General features: G+C 63.4%; 15 protein-coding genes and 1 pseudogene. 12 read left to right on the plus strand and 4 right to left on the minus strand.

Features of this window, described 5'->3' with window-relative positions; translation table 11 throughout:
• Window positions 1-37: 37 nt before the first annotated feature.
• From IVA96_RS25330 to IVA96_RS25355, 6 genes are all read left to right on the plus strand, one after another.
• Complete coding sequence (locus IVA96_RS25330; RefSeq protein ID WP_247419925.1) at window positions 38-601, plus strand: glutathione peroxidase; 564 nt, start codon at window positions 38-40, stop codon at window positions 599-601.
• A gap of 162 nt (window positions 602-763) precedes the next feature.
• Window positions 764-1783, plus strand: coding sequence for a polysaccharide deacetylase family protein (locus IVA96_RS25335; RefSeq protein WP_247281566.1), 1020 nt, complete (start codon window positions 764-766; stop codon window positions 1781-1783).
• A 7-nt stretch (window positions 1784-1790) separates the two neighbouring features.
• Window positions 1791-2342 carry a dihydrofolate reductase gene (locus tag IVA96_RS25340; protein ID WP_247281567.1) on the plus strand — a complete coding sequence of 184 codons (552 nt, stop codon included), beginning with the start codon at window positions 1791-1793 and terminating at the stop codon, window positions 2340-2342.
• 417 nt (window positions 2343-2759) lie between these two features.
• Complete coding sequence (locus IVA96_RS25345; RefSeq protein ID WP_247419928.1) at window positions 2760-2999, plus strand: hypothetical protein; 240 nt, start codon at window positions 2760-2762, stop codon at window positions 2997-2999.
• Window positions 2996-3238, plus strand: a complete 243-nt coding sequence (locus IVA96_RS25350) for a hypothetical protein (protein WP_247419930.1) — start codon at window positions 2996-2998, stop codon at window positions 3236-3238. The genes IVA96_RS25345 and IVA96_RS25350 overlap by 4 nt, the downstream gene beginning before the upstream one ends.
• 65 nt (window positions 3239-3303) lie before the next feature.
• Window positions 3304-3558: a hypothetical protein gene (locus IVA96_RS25355; protein WP_247419932.1), complete on the plus strand. Its 255-nt coding sequence runs from the start codon at window positions 3304-3306 to the stop codon at window positions 3556-3558.
• A gap of 164 nt (window positions 3559-3722) precedes the next feature.
• Here IVA96_RS25355 and IVA96_RS25360 read toward each other — a convergent pair whose 3' ends face one another.
• Window positions 3723-4175 (minus strand): DoxX family membrane protein, encoded by a 453-nt coding sequence (locus IVA96_RS25360; protein WP_247419934.1) that lies wholly within the window; start codon window positions 4173-4175, stop codon window positions 3723-3725.
• 176 nt (window positions 4176-4351) lie between these two features.
• On the minus strand, window positions 4352-6661 hold the full coding sequence (locus tag IVA96_RS25365; protein WP_247419936.1) for an NADP-dependent malic enzyme: 2310 nt from the start codon (window positions 6659-6661) through the stop codon (window positions 4352-4354).
• A 248-nt stretch (window positions 6662-6909) separates the two neighbouring features.
• On the opposite strand from IVA96_RS25365, the gene IVA96_RS25370 reads away from it, so the two are divergent.
• Window positions 6910-8880, plus strand: a complete 1971-nt coding sequence (locus IVA96_RS25370; protein ID WP_247419938.1) for a hypothetical protein — start codon at window positions 6910-6912, stop codon at window positions 8878-8880.
• A 178-nt stretch (window positions 8881-9058) separates the two neighbouring features.
• Here IVA96_RS25370 and aspS read toward each other — a convergent pair whose 3' ends face one another.
• Window positions 9059-10831 carry an aspartate--tRNA ligase gene (aspS, locus tag IVA96_RS25375; protein ID WP_247419941.1) on the minus strand — a complete coding sequence of 591 codons (1773 nt, stop codon included), beginning with the start codon at window positions 10829-10831 and terminating at the stop codon, window positions 9059-9061.
• Between the two features lie 196 nt (window positions 10832-11027).
• Between aspS and IVA96_RS25380 the strand changes: the two genes are divergently transcribed.
• The gene (locus IVA96_RS25380; protein WP_247419944.1) at window positions 11028-12500 is read left to right on the plus strand and encodes a protein adenylyltransferase SelO; all 1473 of its coding nucleotides are present in this window, start codon (window positions 11028-11030) and stop codon (window positions 12498-12500) included.
• A 175-nt stretch (window positions 12501-12675) separates the two neighbouring features.
• On the opposite strand, the pseudogene IVA96_RS25385 reads toward IVA96_RS25380, so the two are convergent.
• A pseudogene (locus IVA96_RS25385) lies at window positions 12676-13207 on the minus strand (transposase).
• A gap of 191 nt (window positions 13208-13398) precedes the next feature.
• On the opposite strand from IVA96_RS25385, the gene IVA96_RS25390 reads away from it, so the two are divergent.
• The 4 genes from IVA96_RS25390 to IVA96_RS25405 are packed head-to-tail and all read left to right on the plus strand — an operon-like array spanning window position 13399 to window position 17411.
• The gene (locus IVA96_RS25390) at window positions 13399-14247 is read left to right on the plus strand and encodes a phosphodiesterase (RefSeq protein WP_247281575.1); all 849 of its coding nucleotides are present in this window, start codon (window positions 13399-13401) and stop codon (window positions 14245-14247) included.
• 1 nt (window position 14248) lies between these two features.
• Window positions 14249-15199: a sugar ABC transporter permease gene (locus tag IVA96_RS25395; protein WP_247419948.1), complete on the plus strand. Its 951-nt coding sequence runs from the start codon at window positions 14249-14251 to the stop codon at window positions 15197-15199.
• Complete coding sequence (locus tag IVA96_RS25400; protein ID WP_247419951.1) at window positions 15196-16065, plus strand: carbohydrate ABC transporter permease; 870 nt, start codon at window positions 15196-15198, stop codon at window positions 16063-16065. Before IVA96_RS25395 ends, IVA96_RS25400 begins: the two co-directional genes overlap by 4 nt.
• Window positions 16066-16076: 11 nt before the next feature.
• Complete coding sequence (locus tag IVA96_RS25405) at window positions 16077-17411, plus strand: ABC transporter substrate-binding protein (protein WP_247419954.1); 1335 nt, start codon at window positions 16077-16079, stop codon at window positions 17409-17411.
• The last annotated feature ends 195 nt before the right edge of the window (window positions 17412-17606 follow it).

Raw genomic sequence — 17606 nt, forward strand, 5'->3', positions numbered from 1 at the left:
AGTAACATGCACCCCGGATCATTTCGGGGACGGCGTCATGATGAACCGCAGGACCATGCTCGCCGCGCTTGCAGGCGCACTCGTGCCAATGAAGCGCGCGTTTGCCGACGGCGGCATGAGCCGGATCTCGGCCTATGCCTTCTCCTTCCCCGCGTTGTCCGGCGAGGACATCCGCCTTGCCGCGTACACCGGCAAGCCGCTGCTGGTGGTGAACACCGCTTCGCTCTGCGGCTACACCCCGCAATATGCAGACCTCCAGGAGCTCTGGGACGAGTTTCGCGAGCGCGGGCTCACCGTGATCGGCGTGCCTTCCAACGATTTCGGTGGCCAGGAGCCCGGCGGCGCCAGCGAAATCTCTGAGACGGCGCACCAATACCGCGTTTCCTTCCCGATCACAGCCAAGTCCGTTGTGATCGGATCGAAAGCGCACCCCTTCTACAAATGGGCCGCCGACGCACGGCCGCGAGAGGTTCCGAAGTGGAACTTCCACAAATATCTGATCGGCCGTGACGGCTATATCGCCGAGGTCTTTGCGTCCGCCGTCGCGCCGACCGATACGCGGGTCAAAACGGCCATTGCCAAGGCGCTGGCCGACAGTTGACGCGAGTTGCGCCCCATCCGGTTGGGCACAATTGTGGCGGGGCATCAAACAGCCGTTGCAATGGCGAGGGCCCACCCTCTAGGCTAGGATGGTTTGGGGCAGGACGGTTTGCCGCAGAAAAAGCCGCGGCGGAACAACGGGATCAATCTCGAGGACAACACCATGCGTGTGGCGGCAGGACTGATTTTGGCAAGCGCGATGTCTCTGGGCATGACCGGCGCGGCATGGTCGCAGACCGCCGCAAAACCCGCGGCCACCACCCAAGGAGCACCGGCGATACCGGCAGCTTCCGCACCGGCGGCTGCGCCGGCACCCGCTCCGGCAGTAGCTGCCGCGCCAGCGGGCTTCGTTAACCCGCCGCCACCGAAACAGGCGCCGCAGCCGGCGCGTGCAGCCTGCAGCACGCCGGGCGCGCTCGGTGTCGCCCGCACCGTCGAGATCGACACCACCGGCGGCCCCGGCTTCGGCTTCGAGCATTTCAAGGAGCTCGACTTCCTGCGCGACCACGAGGTGGTGCTGACCTTCGACGACGGCCCCTGGCCCAAGAACACGCCCGCCGTGCTGAAGGCACTCGCCGACGAGTGCACCACCGGCATCTTCTTCTCCATCGGCAAGCACGCGACCTACGAGCCGGAGATCCTGAAGCAGGTCTATGCGGCCGGCCATACCGTGGGCAGCCACACCTGGTCGCATGCCAACCTCAACAACAAGAAGCTCAACGAAGCGCAGCGCAAGGAAGAGATCGAGAAGGGCCTATCCGCGGTGAAATGGGCGCTCGGCGGCATCTCGCCTTCGCCTTTCTTCCGCTTCCCGGCGCTCCAGCATCCGCCGGAGATGGTCACCTATCTCGGCAACCGCAACATCGGAATTTTCTCCTGCGACATCGATTCGTTCGACTTCAAAGCCTCCAAGCCTGAGAAGGTGGTCGAGACCGTGATGAAGAAGCTCGACACCAAGGGCAAGGGCATCATCCTGATGCACGACTTCCAGAAGCACACGGCGGAGGCCCTGCCCGAGCTGCTCAAGCGCCTGAAGGCGGGCGGCTACAAGGTGGTAGCGATGCGCGCCAAATTCCCGGCATCGACGCTGCCCGAATACGACCAGGAGCTGCTCAAGGACGTCAAGCTGCCGACGGTGAGCCAGCGCCCGGTCAATTCCGTGGTGACGACCGTTTCCGAATAGACGGCCATTGTCTTTTCGCATCGAAGGCTACGTCATCGTCTCGGCGGACGGCATGCTCGCTGACGCCGCGCATGTGATGCCGGACAGTCTGAAGTTCGAAGGCGACAAGCTGTTCTTCGAGCAGGCGCTCGATCGCGCCGCGCTGATCGTGCACGGCCGCAACTCGCACGAGCAGCAGCCGAACTCGCCGAAGCGCAAGCGACTGATCCTGACCCGCAAGATCAGGGCGCTGACCGTCGACCCTGAAATGCCGAACGCGACATTGTGGAATCCGGGTCACGCCAGCTTCGCGGAAGCTTGCGCCTTCGCCAACGTCGCATCCGGCACGGTCGCGATCATCGGCGGCCCGATGGTGTTCGACATGTTCATGGACCGCTACGACACGTTCTGGCTGTCCGAGGCGCCGCATGTGCGACTGCCCGGCGGCGAAGGCTGTTTTGGCGGCGTGCCCCAGCGGACGCCGCACGAGGTGCTCGCCTCGCACGGAATGAAGCCCAGCGCGCCGTATCTGCTCGACGCGGCACATGATGTCGCCGTCACGCCGTGGCGGCGGGGATAGCGCAAGATCAAGGTGCGCATCGCCGCCAGTCCGCTGTGAGCCGCCGAAGCCAGCCGCCCGTCCTCAGGCAACGTCAATCGCCGCGGCCCGTGCCCCGTCGTCGCGCACGCTCCCGCGTCCCCGGCAGGTCCGGCGATGGCTCAATGTGCCGAGAGTTTCAACAATCCCGAAATCGGCCTGCGCGGCAGATTCTCGTGCGCCAGTTGGAGTCAGAGAGAGCAGTGCCGAAGGGCGACGGTGCGGCGGAGTTACGACGTTCCTCATCCCGAGCCTGTTTAATGCGGCGTGAACCGGCGAGGCCAAAACTCCTTCCCACTCGAGCGAAAAATTAGAGCTTCTCTGTTATGCAGATCGCATGTGGCGACTTCATTCCGCTTTCTGGCATACGCCCGGCCCCTCATTAAGGACAAAGAGACCATGAGTTCGATTTTTGCCTCCCTCTCCTGCCGCAAGTTTCTCGGCGCCATCGCGGTCCTGGTCTCGCTGACCTTTCTGTCAGTGATGTCGCCGTCATCGGCCTACGCGATCGACCTGCCGACCGACGACGAGCAGGACGTGCTGGTCCGCACGACGCTGATGACCTTCAACGACGCCAACATCACCGGGAACTACTCGGTCCTGCTTGCCAAGGGCTCGAGGCAGTTCCAGGACAAATGACGCCCGAGAAGCTGGCGGCCGCGTTCGAATCCTTCCGCAGCAAGAAGCTGTTCTTCGAAGGGATCGTCACCGACGATTACGAATCACAGCAGAAACCCAAGCTCGATTCGGAAGGTGCGCTCGTTCTCGCCGGCGAGTTCAAGAACGACGAGGTCCGGGTCAAGTACAGGCTGCGTTTTGCCCAGAACGACAATGCCTGGAAGATCATCGGCATCGACGTCGATGCCAAGAAACTCTGACAAGAAGCCGAGATGGGAAATCCTGAGCGGCGATCCGCCGCGGCTGCCAAGAGGAGGCTGCTTTGATGTCGACAAGCGATACTCCATCGACGCCCAAACCCCTTTGGCGCCGTGGCCTCGCCGGCTTTCTCGACTTCCTGACGGTGTTCTTCGTCGGCGGCTATTCCATTGGCGCCGCCACCGGCGAGACGACGAAGGACGGTTTCAGCCTGCACGGCGCATCCGCTCTTGTGCTGTTTGCCCTGATCACCCTGTACTTCTATCTTGGCTGGAAGGTGCTCGGTGGCACGTTCTGGCAGCGCATCCTTGGGGCGCGTTAGAGCATTATCCGGAAAAGTGCGAAGCGGTTTCCGAAAAGATCATGCTTGAACAACAACCTAAAGCGCGGCGATGACTCATCCCAATCTCATCACGCTTTTAGGTGCGGGCTGGCGTCAGCGTAATCCACCCTACAGGACCGCGCGGAGCGGCGGTCATACCCTGCCTACACGTCCCCGTAGGCCGCTTCGGCCGGACGCGTGGTTCGGCCGTATCCGATGATCATGCACAGTGCGCCGATGATCGACAGGTTCTTCAGCGCGTCGATCACCACCTTGGCGTTGTCGGGCGGCGCCTGGTTCCAGAAGTCATCGAACAGCACGGTCGCGACCGCGACGTAGATGATCAGCAGCATCGCGAAGAAGCGCGCGCCGAAATTCAGCGCAATCATCAGCCCGGCGATGACCTCGAGTCCTCCGACCGCGATCGCCAGCAATTGCGGCGTCGTCATGGCGGTCGCGGTCTCGACTTGCTTGGCGTAAGGCGCAATCATATCGGGCACCATGATCTTGGTGGCGATGAAGTCCGCCGTCGCCTGGATGGCGAACAGCTTGGACGCGCCCGTGTAGATGAACAGTACGGCGAACAGGATCCGCCCGAAAGTCACGAACGCTGGCATGATCGGCCTCTTGGCAAGAGCGCTAAGCACGGGATGCGCGAGGGATTATGAAGAGTCCGCTTGCGGTTTTCAAACAGGGAAATGGAGAACCGCGAGGAATTCAAAATAAGCCGCGCGACCGGTGCCCCTTCTCCCCTTGTCGGAGAAGGATGTGCATCTTTCGCGCAGATCGACCCTTACGTAAACAACGTCGGCTGCTGCCTCGCGGCGCGCTCCTGCGCTTCGACCACCGCGACCGCCGTCATGTTAAGGATGCCACGTGCGGTCACCGAGGGCGTGAGGATATGCGCCGGCCGTGCCGGGCCGATCAGGATCGGGCCGACCGGGAGCGCGTCCGCCAGCGACTTGATCATCTGGTAGGCGACGTTGGCGGTATCCAGGCTTGGCATGATCAGGATGTTGGCCTCGCCCTCGAGCTTGGAGTGCGGCAGCACCATTTTCCGCGCAGCAGCTGAAAGCGCGGTGTCGCCCTGCATCTCGCCGTCGGCCTCGATCTCGGGATGCTTCTCCTTCAGAAGCTGGGTCGCCCGGCGCATCTTGCGCGAGGAGTCGGTATCGTAACTGCCGAAATCCGAATGCGAGACGAAGGCGATCTTCGGCTTGATGTTGAAACGCTGTACGTGGACCGCCGCGAGCGAAGCGATCTCGGCAAGCTCTTCCGCGCTCGGATTTGGGCGTACCTGCGTATCCGCGATAAAAAATGCGCCCTTGCTGGTGATCAGCAGTGCCAGCGCGGCGTAGTCGCTGACGCCGGCTGAGAAGCCGATGATCTCGCGGACATGGCGCAGATGACTCATATAGCGACCCTCGACGCCGCAGAGCATGGCGTCGGCCTCCCCGCGCACCACCGCAAGTGCCGCGATCACCGTGTTATTGGTGCGCACCACCGTGCGCGCTGCGTCGGGCGTCACACCGCGGCGGCCGGCGACCTCGACATAGGACTGCACATAGGAACGGTAGCGTGGATCGTCCTCAGGATTGATGAGGTCGAAATCCTTGCCGGCCTTGATCGACAGGCCGAACCGCTTGATGCGTGCCTCCACCACCGAGGGGCGGCCAACCAGGATCGGCCGCGCCAGCTTCTCCTCCAGCACCACCTGGGTGGCGCGCAGCACACGCTCGTCCTCGCCTTCGGCGTAGATCACGCGCACCGGCTGAGTCTTGGCCTTGGCGAACATCGGCTTCATGACGAGGCCGGAGCGGAAGGCGAAGCGCTCGAGCAGCGCGGTGTATTCATCGAAATTGGTGATGGGCCGCGTTGCGACGCCCGATTGCATCGCCGCCTTCGCCACCGCCGGCGCGATCCGCAAGATCAACCGCGGATCGAACGGGCTCGGGATCAGCGAGCCCGGGCCAAAACCCTGCGTCTCGCCGGTGTCAAAACCCTGCGCGACTGCATCCGACGGCGCCTCGCGCGCGAGCTGCGCGATCGCCTCGACGGCGGCGTGCTTCATCTCCTCATTGATGGCGCTGGCGCCGACGTCGAGCGCGCCGCGGAAGATGAAGGGAAAGCACAGGACGTTGTTGACCTGGTTCGGATAGTCGGAGCGGCCGGTGCAGATCATGGCGTCGGGGCGCACCTTGCGCGCCTCCTCCGGCATGATCTCCGGCACGGGATTGGCGAGCGCCATGATCAACGGCTTGTCGGCCATCGCCTCGGCCATCTCCGGCTTGAGCACGCCGGGCGCGGACAGGCCGATGAAGATGTCCGCGCCGCCGATGACGTCGGCGAGCGTGCGCTTGTCGGTCTTCTGCGCATAGACCGCCTTCCAGCGGTCCATCGAGGTGTTGCGGCCCTCGTGCACGAGGCCGTCGATGTCGCAGACCCAGATGCTCTTGCGCTGCGCGCCCATCGACACCAGGAGATTCAGCGTCGCGATTGCCGCGGCCCCTGCTCCCGAGGCCACGATCTTGACGTCGGACAGTTTCTTGCCGTTCAGCCTGAGGCCGTTGGTGATGGCGGCGGCGACGATGATGGCGGTGCCGTGCTGGTCGTCATGGAACACCGGGATCTTCATGCGCTCCTTCAAGCGCGTTTCGATCTCGAAGCATTCCGGTCCGCGGATGTCTTCCAGATTAATGCCGCCGAAGGTCGGCTCGAGCGCCGCCACGGTCTCGACCACGCGGTCGATGGTGTCGGCGGCGATCTCGATGTCGAACACGTCGATGCCGGCGAATTTCTTGAACAGGACCGCCTTGCCCTCCATCACCGGCTTGGAGGCCAGGGGGCCGATATTGCCGAGGCCGAGCACGGCGGTGCCGTTCGAGACAACGGCGACCAAATTGGCGCGGGTGGTGAGCGAGGCGGCCTCGGCGGGATTCTTGGCGATCTCGGTGCAGGCGGCGGCGACGCCCGGAGAATAGGCCAGCGCGAGATCGCGCTGGTTGGCAAGCGGCTTGCTCGCCTGGATCTCGAGCTTTCCGGGCCGCGGCAGACGGTGATAGGCGAGCGCCGCCTGGTGGAGATCATCAGAATAGGACGACATGCGGTGTCTCGCCTCGCGTTACCGGCCTCAAAATGCATCACCGGGAGCGGCCGCCCAATGCGGACGTTATTTCCGGGTCATGGAAACGGGATGAAGCACGGCAGCCGCCCCGGTGGCAACATCCGATTGCGACCCCATCAACAGGACGCGTGGTCAAATATTTGAAAACCATAGCTTTCCCTGGACCGCGCGGCGTTTCGCGAATATGGCAGGTTGCGCGGTGCAAAACCAGCAACTGGAGCAGGGAAATGAAGCGATTCCTGATCGGCCTGATCGCACTCGCCGTGCTCGGCGCGGGCGGATCGTTCGGCTTCAACCTCTATGCAAAATATCGCGCCACCACCGAGGTCGAGGCCGCCTTCGAGCAGATCCGCAAGCAAGGCGGCAAGGCGAGCTACGGCAAGGTCGAATTCGACGTGATGAGCCGGACACTGAGGGTCGATGATATAGCGGTGACTCCCGGCAACGAGTCCCAGGCGCAGATCAAGATCGCCGGCATCAAGGGCACCGGCGTCCGCCTGCTCGACCAGAGCAGCTTTTCGGCCGACAACATCGACGTCACGGGTTTCGAAGTCGCGCTCAACCAGGTCGGCCCCGCGAAGCTGAACGCATCCTATAAGATCCCGCAACTCACCCTGCGTGACTATGCCGGCCCCCTTCACGCCGGGAATGTGCCGACGGGTGGCTCCGTGATCGATATCTACCGCTATGTGCTCGGTCAATACGCACGCGTCACGGCATCGTCACTGACCGCTCCGACGTTGACGATGAGCTTCGATGCGAGCGGCAGCGCCGCCGGCAGCGGCGAGGTCGCCTATTCCGGCCTGGCCATCCAGAATCTCAAGCACGGCAAGTTCGATGCGATGAAGGCGGACCGCGCTGTTTTCACCATCGACGTGCCGCAGCCGGGCAAGCAGGACAAGCTGACCGGCGATCTCTCCAACATCATCGTCAACGAGTTCGATGCGACCGCGATCGCCGCGGTACTCGACCCAGACAAGACCGGCGACGACGGCTACTACCGCGTCTACCGGCAAATCTCCGCCGGCCCTTATGTGCTCAAATCGACCCAGGGCATGCGGATGGACATCGACGGGATCACCTTCGAGGACGTCGCGGCGCAGCCGTCAAAATTCCGGCCGGCCGAGATCGTTGCGCTCATGCCGACAGACCGGTCGGTCCTCCCGACATCCGCGCAATCGCGCGAGATGATGGAGAAGCTCGCCGGGTTCTATGATGGCCTCCGTATCGGCAAAATCCAGGTCGGCAAGACGTCGATCAGCATGCCGCAAGGCACCGCGAGGATCAACGCCGTCAGATATCGGGGTGGCGAATTCGCGGTCGAAGGCGTCGATACGCCGACCCCGCAGGGGCAGTTCAGGATGGAGCGCTTCGCGCTGAAATCCTTCAGCGCGGCAAACCTGATGCGCTGGGCGGCAGGCTTCAGCAATCACGGGCAGGCACCCTCGCCCGATCAGGTGCTGGGCCTGTTCCGCGTGCTGGAAGGCGCCGAGATCAAGGGCGTGGTGGCGCCCGACAAGAACACCAAAAGGCTGATCACGATCGATACGATGACACTGGAGTGGGGACAGCTGATTGGCTCGATCCCGAGCAAGGCGCACCTGATTGCGAAATTCGTCACGCCCACCGATCCATCCGACCCAAAACAACTTCCATTGGTTCTCAGCGGGATCGACAAGCTCGCGATCGATCTCGATCTCGGCGCCGCGTGGACAGAGTCGTCCAACAGCTTCAATTTGACGCCCGCGACACTCGACATCGGAGGGATCGCCAGCGCGCAATTGCGCATCACGCTTAGCAATGTGCCACGCGAGCTGTTTTCGGCTGACCCCGCTCAGTTCATGGGTCGGGCCGCCCAGGTTGAGGCTGTCGCGCTCGAGTTCTCGGTCCGCGACAATGGTTTCGTCGATTCCGCGGTGACGCAGAATGCACGGGGACGAAATGTCAGCCGCGACGAGGCGCGCCGGACACTCGTCGACAGCGTCAGGGCGTACCGAGCGGATGTCGCCGCCGCCAATCCGGAGGCGGACACGGCGGTGGACGCGATCGCGAGCTTTGTCGAGACGCCGGGCCAGACGCTCGTCATCAAGGTCACGCCGCGCACGAAGGTGCCGCTGATGCAATTGATGCAGCTCTTCAATGCCGACCCGGAGGGCACGCTGGCGCAGTTCAAGATCGAAGCGTCGACGGGGCTGTAGGGCGAGCGGTTGCGACGGTCGCGTGTCCCGGACGCGGCGCGGCATGAAATGACGCGACGCAGCGCCGGGACCCAGAAAGCCCGTTGTTCCCGCAAATGTGGGCCCCGGCTCTGCAGCGCATCGCCGAAGTAGCGCTGCGCTGCGTCCGGGGCACGAGACCAAAGCCCCACTCAGCCACTCATTTCTGCGGCAGGTTCACCCGGATATGCAACTCGCGCAGCTGCTTGGTGGTGGCCTCCGACGGCGCGCCCATCAGGAGGTCCATGGCCTGCTGGTTCATCGGGAACAGCGAGATCTCGCGCAAGTTCGTGGTGCCACAGAGCAGCATCACGATGCGGTCGACGCCCGCGGCCATGCCGCCATGCGGCGGGGCGCCGTATTGGAAGGCGCGGTACATGCCGCCGAACCGTTCGACCACTTCCTGCTCGCCGTAACCGGCAATCTCGAACGCTTTCACCATTGCTTCCGGCACGTGGTTGCGGATGCCGCCCGAGGCGATCTCGTAGCCATTGCAGGTGATGTCGTACTGGAACGCCTTGATGGTCAGCGGGTCCTGGCCCTTCAGCGCGTCGAGGCCGCCCTGCGGCATCGAGAACGGGTTGTGCGAGAAGTCGACCTTCTTGTCGTCCTCGTTGTACTCGTACATCGGGAAGTCGACGATCCAGGCGAGCTCGAACCGCTCCTTGTCCGTGAGGTTCAGCTCCTCGCCAACCTTGTTGCGGGCAAGACCCGAAAACTTCCAGAACTTGTCGGGATCACCGGCGACGAAAAAGGCGGCATCGCCTTCCTTCACGCCGAGCTGCGCTCGGATCGCGGCGGTGCGTTCGGGACCGATGTTGTTCGCGAGAGGACCGGCGCCCTCGCCACCCTCGCGCCACATGATGTAGCCGAGGCCGGGCTGGCCTTCGCCTTGCGCCCAGGAATTCATGCGATCGCAAAACGCACGGCTGCCGCCGCCCGGTGCCGGAATTGCCCAGACCTGGTTCTTGGGATCTTCGAGCATGCGCGCAAAGACTTTGAAGCCGGAGCCGCGGAAATGTTCGGAGACGTCCTGCATCTCGATGGGGTTGCGCAGGTCCGGCTTGTCGCTGCCGTATTTGCGCAAGGCTTCGGCGAACGGAATCCGGCGCCAGGCCTTTGTCACCGGCTTGCCCTTGGCAAATTCCTCGAAAACGCCGGTGATGACCGGCTCCATCGCGGCGAACACGTCGTCCTGCGTGACGAAGCTCATCTCGACGTCGAGCTGGTAGAACTCGCCGGGCAGACGGTCGGCACGCGGGTCCTCATCGCGGAAGCAGGGCGCAATCTGGAAGTAACGGTCGAAGCCGCTCATCATCAGCAGCTGCTTGTATTGCTGCGGCGCCTGCGGCAGCGCGTAGAATTTTCCCGGATGAATGCGCGAGGGCACCAGGAAGTCGCGCGCGCCCTCCGGTGAGGACGCGGTCAGGATCGGGGTGTTGAATTCGAAGAAGCCCTGCTCCTTCATGCGACGTCGCATGGAGTCAATGATCGACACGCGCGTCATGATGTTCTGGTGTAGCTTCTCGCGGCGCAGATCGAGGAAGCGGTACTTCAGGCGTATGTCTTCAGGATATTCCTGGTCGCCGAACACCGGCAGCGGCAGGTCGCCGGCCGGACCCAGCACCTCGATCTCGCTGACGTAAACTTCGATCTTGCCAGTCGGCAGATCGTCATTGTCGGTACCTTCGGGGCGGCGGCGGGCCTTGCCGTCCATCCGCACCACGAATTCCGAACGCAGCTTCTCGGCCAGCGAGAATGCCGGCGAATCCGGGTCGACCACACACTGGGTCAGACCGTAATGGTCGCGCAGATCGATGAACAGCACGCCGCCATGGTCGCGAACGCGATGGACCCAGCCCGAGAGGCGAACCGTTTCGCCGATGTTGCTCTCGCGGAGCGCGCCGCATGTATGTGACCGGTAGCGATGCATGGTCGTCCCAAATTCAATCTCGGAGGAAGCGAATCGAACGGCCTGTAACGGCCGGTCCGAAGTTGCGGCAGGGTTTACCCGACGAGGCCCAAAGCGGCAACCAAGGGAACGGCCTGATTCGGACCAGATGCGCCCATTTTTGGCTTATCTGGGGTCCAACCTTTGCCATCAGGCGTTCCAACCCTATCTTGAGCTCATGACGGTTCATTTCCCCTTCCAGAACTCCTATGCGGCGCTGCCGGACAGCTTCTTCGCCCGCGTCCCGCCGACCCCCGTGGCGGCGCCCCGGCTGATCAAGCTGAACCGGCCGCTGGCGGTCCAGCTCGGGCTCGACCCTGATATGCTGGAGACCCCGGAAGGCGCCGAAATCCTGGCCGGCAAGACGGTTCCCGTGGGCGCCGATCCCATCGCTATGGCCTATGCCGGCCACCAGTTCGGGCATTTCGTGCCCCAGCTCGGCGACGGCCGCGCTATCCTGCTCGGCGAGGTCATCGACAAAGACGGCATCCGCCGCGACATCCAGCTCAAGGGAAGCGGCCCAACCCCGTTCTCCCGCCGCGGCGACGGCCGTGCCGCGCTCGGGCCGGTCTTGCGCGAATACATCGTCAGCGAGGCGATGTTCGCGCTCGGCATTCCGACCACGCGCTCGCTCGCCGCGGTCGTCACCGGCGAGCATGTAATCCGCGAGACCGCCCTGCCCGGCGCGGTGCTGACGCGCGTCGCCTCCAGCCATATCCGCGTCGGCACCTTCCAGTTCTTTGCCGTCCGCCGCGACACCGAGGCCATCCGCCGGCTCGCCGACCACGTCATCACCCGTCATTACCCGGATTTGCTTCAAGCGGAGCGGCCCCATCACGCGCTGCTCGCAGCCGTCGTTGCGCGCCAGGCTGAGCTCATCGCGCGCTGGCTCCTGGTCGGCTTCATCCATGGCGTGATGAACACCGACAACACGTCCATTTCCGGCGAGACCATCGACTACGGCCCCTGCGCCTTCATGGATGCCTACAATCCCGCGCAGGTGTTTTCCTCGATCGACGAGATGGGCCGCTACGCCTACGCTAACCAGCCGCGCATTGGCTTGTGGAATCTGACCCGGCTCGCCGAATGCCTGCTGCCGCTGTTCTCAGACGAGCAGGAAAAGGCGGTCGCCGAAGCCCAGGACATTCTCGGCGCCTTCGCCGAGACGTTCAGTGCCGCCTATCAGGCCGGCCTGCGCAGGAAGATCGGCCTGTTCACGGAGCGCGACGGCGACGAGGCGCTGATCCAGGACCTGCTCGATGCCATGGCGAAGAACCAGGCGGACTTCACCCTCACCTTCCGCAAGCTCGGCGATGCCGCAGGCGACGGAGGCGCAGACGTGCGCGCGCAGTTCATGGAGCCCGCGGTGTTTGACGAATGGGCCGGACGCTGGCGCGCGCGCATCGCGCTCGAGCCGCAGAGCGCGGCCGAGCGGCAAGCCGCCATGCACGCCGTGAACCCGATGTTCATCCCGCGCAACCACCGCGTCGAAGCCGTGATCCAGGCCGCCGTCAACAACGACGATTACGCCCCGTTCGAAGAATTGGTGAAGGTGCTGGCCAGGCCCTACGAGGACCAGCCGGAGTATGAGGCTTATGCCGATCCGCCGCTGCCGGACCAGCGGGTGCTGCAGACTTTTTGTGGCACCTAACTCCCCCTGATCACCCGGACAAAGAAAGATTGTTCGTGGAGCTGAACTCGCCTGACGTAGCTGCGTAGGGTGGATTAGCCGGAGGCGTAATCCACCTCTTCTCTCAACCAGCGGAAAGTAGATTGGTGGATTACGCTTCGCTAATCCACCCTACCGGCTGCCGCTGCCGCGAGCATCACGCCCGCTCGCCGCACTCGCCCGCGATCTTGACGTCGCCGCCCCAATCCTCTGGAAACAAACCGGCGGGACATCACGGTGAAACGACGAGTACGGCCAGTCGCACACCTTCGAGACATGACCGTGCTTGATGGGATTGTAATAGCAATACTCGACATGACGCGCGTAGTCGGTCTCGTCACGGATGAGATGCTCCAGTACCGGCGTTGCCAGATGCCGCGCTCGTTCCGAGCGGCACGAAAAGCGCTCAGCGGCTCATTCGCAGGGAGTGCCTTGGCAAAACGTGTCTTGATCAACGGCCTGCGCACCGAGAAATTGGCGTCCCCCGGCGGAAGCTTCCAGATCGCGTGCAGATGATCCGGCAGGACCACAAACGCGTCGATCTCGAATGGATGGCTCTGGCGCGTTGCTGCCACGGCGCCCCGTAAGATGTTGATCTTGTCTATCAGAAGAGCCCTCCGCCGATCGAGCAGGTTCACCGTGAAGAACCAGCATCCTCCCGGGACGAATGCGCGGCGATAGTTGGACATGGATCAGCGATAGCACAACTTGAAGTGGGCTCACAGTGGTGGATTACACCTTCGGCTAATCCACCCTACCACGTCGCCACTTGTGGACGCGGGAACCGCTGTCATCAAACTGAAACACTGGCGCTCTAACCGCCTGTCAGGGCCGTCTTGCCGGAGGCGTCCATCCTCCAACAGTCCCGACACAGCGCGCCATGTCCTTCAAATTCATCCATCTCACTGACACGCATCTCGCGAATCCCGGGCAAAAGCTCTATGGCCTCGACCCGCGCGCCCGGCTGGATGCCGCGATTGTCGACATCAACAAGCATCAGTCGGACGCTGCGTTTGCTGTGGTGACCGGCGACCTCACCCATTGGGGCGAGCCGGAGTCCTACGCCAATTTCGCCGACGCCATGGCTGCGCTGAAAATCCCGTACGTTGCCATGGTCGGCAATCACGACCGCCGCGACGCTTGCCTCGACCGCCTTCGGTCCGCGCCGCGCGATCAGAACGGCTTCGTGCAGGGCACGCGGACGACCGAGCACGGCCTGTTCGTCTTCCTGGACACGCTGGACGAGACCAGCCATGCCGGCGAGATGTGCGGCAAGCGCCTCGGCTGGCTCGCAAGCACGCTGGCCGCCGCGCCGGCCGACATGCCGTTCGTGGTGTTCATGCATCATCCGCCCTTCCCGGTCGGCGTACTCGCAATGGACGAGATCGCGCTGAAGCAGAGCGCCGAATTCGCCGAGGTGATCGCGCCTTACCGTTCGCGCATCCGCCACCTCTTCTTCGGCCATGTGCACCGGCCGATCTTCGGCAGCTACGGCAAGACTCCCTTCTCCACGCTGCGCGGCACCAACCACCAGGTCTGGTTCGAGCTGAATGCCAACGCGCCGCATTTGGCGAGCCACGAGCCGCCGGCCTACGGCGTGGTGCTGATCGACGATGAGAACCTGGTCGTGCACAGCCACGACTTCCTCGACCAAAGCCCACGCTTCCCTTTCGCCGCGCCAGCGGGAATCGGTGACCGCGACTATGCGCTCAACTTCCTGGCCCGGTGAGATGAGCCTCGCTGAACCCGCGGCTCTCCCGCGCGCGACCTCGGGGGCACCGCGTCTGCATGTCCTGAAACGCTTCACCGCCGGCTTCACGGCGTCGCTGCCGGCCTATCTGCTGCTGCTCCCCTCGCTGGTCTTCCTGGCGCTGTTCACCTATGGCGCGATGGGCCGCGTGCTTATCGATGCGCTCTATCAGCGCACGACGCCGAAAGAGCCCGTGCGCTTCGTCGGCCTCGACAATGTCAGCGCGGTGCTTGCCGACCCCGCCTTCACCGGCGCGGTCGTCAACAATCTCATTTACGCAGTCTGCACAGCGATCCCGAGCATCGGCCTCGCGCTCTTGTTTGCACTCGCGCTCTCGCGCACCAGCGCAGTGACCAGCGCGCTCCGCGCCGCGCTATTCCTGCCGGTGCTGATCCCGATGGTCGCAGCCTCCGCGCTGTTCCTGTTCATCTTCCTGCCCAATGTCGGCCTGCTCGATTATTACATCGGCCGGCTACTTCCGGTGCTGCCGAACTGGCTGGGCGATCCCGACATCGCGCTATCAGCGATCATGGTGATCACGATCTGGAAGAACGCCGGCTATCACATGCTGTTCTTCCTCGCGGGCCTGCAGGCGGTGCCGGAGGACGTCATGGAGGCCGCCCATCTCGACGGCGCCGGTCCGTTCCAGCGCCTGCGCTACATCATCCTGCCGGAGCTCAAGCCCACCTTCCTGTTCGTCACCGTGATCGCGACGCTGAATGCGGTGACGCAAGTCGACCACGTCTTCGTCCTGACCCAGGGTGGCCCGTCCAACTCGACCAATCTCGTGCTGTTCTACATCTATCAGCAGGCCGTCGAGCATTATGACGTCGGCAAGGCGTCGGCGGCGACGCTGCTGACGCTGGCAGCGTTGATGGGCCTCACCGCGCTTTCGTTCCGGACGCTGGCGGACCGCGAGAGCGGCCCATGAATTTGATCGACCGTCTGTTCAGGGATGCTCCGCTCGCCACCCGCCGCGAGATCACGCCAAAGCTCGGTTTCATACTGACCGTGCTGCTCGCACTGGTCTGGCTGATCCCGTTCGTCTGGATGGGCGTGGCGACCCTGCGCCCGGCCTCCGATGGCATCAACCTCATGGCCGAGCTGATGCCGAGCCTGAAGCCGACGCTCGACAACATCAGGGATGCCTGGGAGATCGGCGACTTCCCGCGCTACACCCTCAACACCACAATCATCTGCACCGGCATCCTGCTGGTGCAGTTCGTCACGATCACGCTGGCGGGCTTTGCTTTTGCGCGCCTCGCCTTCGCCGGCAAGACGCTGATCTTCTACCTGTTCCTGATGCAGCTGATGCTGGTGCCGGTGCTGCTGATCGTGCCCAATTTAAGCCTGATCGCGCAGCTCGGCCTCTACGACACGCTCACTGGCGTGATGATGCCTTTCTTTGCCTCCGCCTTCGGCACCTTCCTGATGCGACAAGCGTTCGAGGCCATTCCAACGGAGCTGGAGGATGCCGCCCTGATCGACGGCGCCGGCCTATTCCAGCGCATCCGCCACATCTACGTGCCACTGTCGCTGCCGAGCTTCTCGGCCTTCGCCATCATCTCCGTGACCAGCCACTGGAACGATTTCCTGTGGCCGCTGATGGTGATCAATTCGCCGGACAAGCGGCCGCTCACGGTCGGGCTCTCCGTCTTCACCAAGACGGCCGAGGGCACGCAGGCCTGGGGCACCATCGCCGCGGGAACCCTGATGGTGATCGCACCGCTGCTCGTCACCTTCCTGATCTTCCAGAAGCGCTTCATCAGCTCTTTCGTCACCTCAGGCATCAAATAGGAGATTTTCCGATGCTGTTCTCCCGCAGGCTCATGCTCGGCCTTGCCATTGCAGGCACATTGGCTGGCGCCCTCGCCTTTCCGGCCCTTGCCGGCGAAGGCCCGACCGAGATCGATTTGTTCTTCCCCGTCCCGGTCGACGGCAAGCTCGCCCGCGACATGGGGACCTTGATCAAGGAGTTCAACGAGACCCACCCCGAGGTCAAGGCGACCGCGGTCTACACCGGTTCCTACGACGACACGCTGATCAAGACGCGCGCGGCGATCAAGGCCGGCAAGCCGCCGTCAGCCGTGATCATGTCGGCCAACTTCCTGCTCGACATGCAGATCGAGAACGAGCTTACCAATCTCGACCCTCTGATCGCCGCCGACGGCACTACCAAGGAAAAGTTCTTGGGCCAGTTCTTCCCGGCGCTGCAGGGCAACGCGGTGATCAACCGCTCGGTCTACGGCGTGCCCTTCCACAACTCGACGCCGCTGCTCTACATCAATGCCGATCAGGCCAAGGAGGCCGGCCTCGATCCGAACAAGCCGCCGCAGACCTGGGCCGAGCTTACCGAATGGGCCAAGAAGCTCACCAAGCGCGAGGGTGACAAGGTCATGCGCTGGGGCATCGCCATTCCATGCGCCTATGATTATTGCGGCTGGATGATGGAAACGCTCACGATGTCCAACGGCGGGCGCTACTACAACGAGGAGTTTGGCGGCGAAGTTTATTACGACACGCCTTCGATGCTCGGTGCGCTCACCTGGTGGAACGACCTCATCTTTAAGCACAAGGTGCATGCGCCCGGCGCGACGCCCGGCCCGGCCGTCAGCACCTCCTTCATTTCCGGCAATGCTGCGATGATGATGCTCTCGACAGGGTCGCTGACCTATGTGCGCGACAACGCCAAGTTCAGCTACAAGGTCGCCTTCATTCCTCGCAACGTCCGCAACGCCGTGCCGATCGGCGGCGCATCGCTGATCATTCCGGCAGGGCTCGAAGCCGACAAGCAGAAGGCCGCCTGGACGCTGATCAAGTGGATGACCTCGCCCGAGAAGAGCGGTTGGTGGAGCCGCGCCACCGGCTATTTCGCGCCCAATATGGCCGCCTACAAGACGCCCGATATGGTCGACTTCCTGAACAAGAACCCGGACGCCAAGACCGCCGTCGAACAGCTCGACGTCGCAAAGCCGTGGTTTGCGACCTACAAGACTGTGCCGGTGCGCAAGAACCTCGAGGACGAGGTAATGCTGGTCCTCAACGGCAAGAAGCAGCCGAAGGACGCCCTCGCCGCCGCTCAGAGAGCCGCCGACGAGACGCTCAAGCCGTACAACGCTGAGACGTCGCTGAAACTGCCGTAAGCCCGCAACTCATCGCGCGAACAAACTTCGGCGCACCGTCATGCGGGGCGCCGAATGCGTTTCGACGGGCCCCGCCCGTTAACGCCTTGTCCACCATCCGGCCCGCCCCGCGGCCGGTAACCACGAGAATTAACAGACCCTCAATTCGTCCCGGACAAGTTTAGCAATGTTTCTGAGGGGTTTTCACCGTGGACC

It is taken from the genome of Bradyrhizobium sp. 159 (assembly GCF_023073795.1).
Taxonomy (GTDB): domain Bacteria; phylum Pseudomonadota; class Alphaproteobacteria; order Rhizobiales; family Xanthobacteraceae; genus Bradyrhizobium.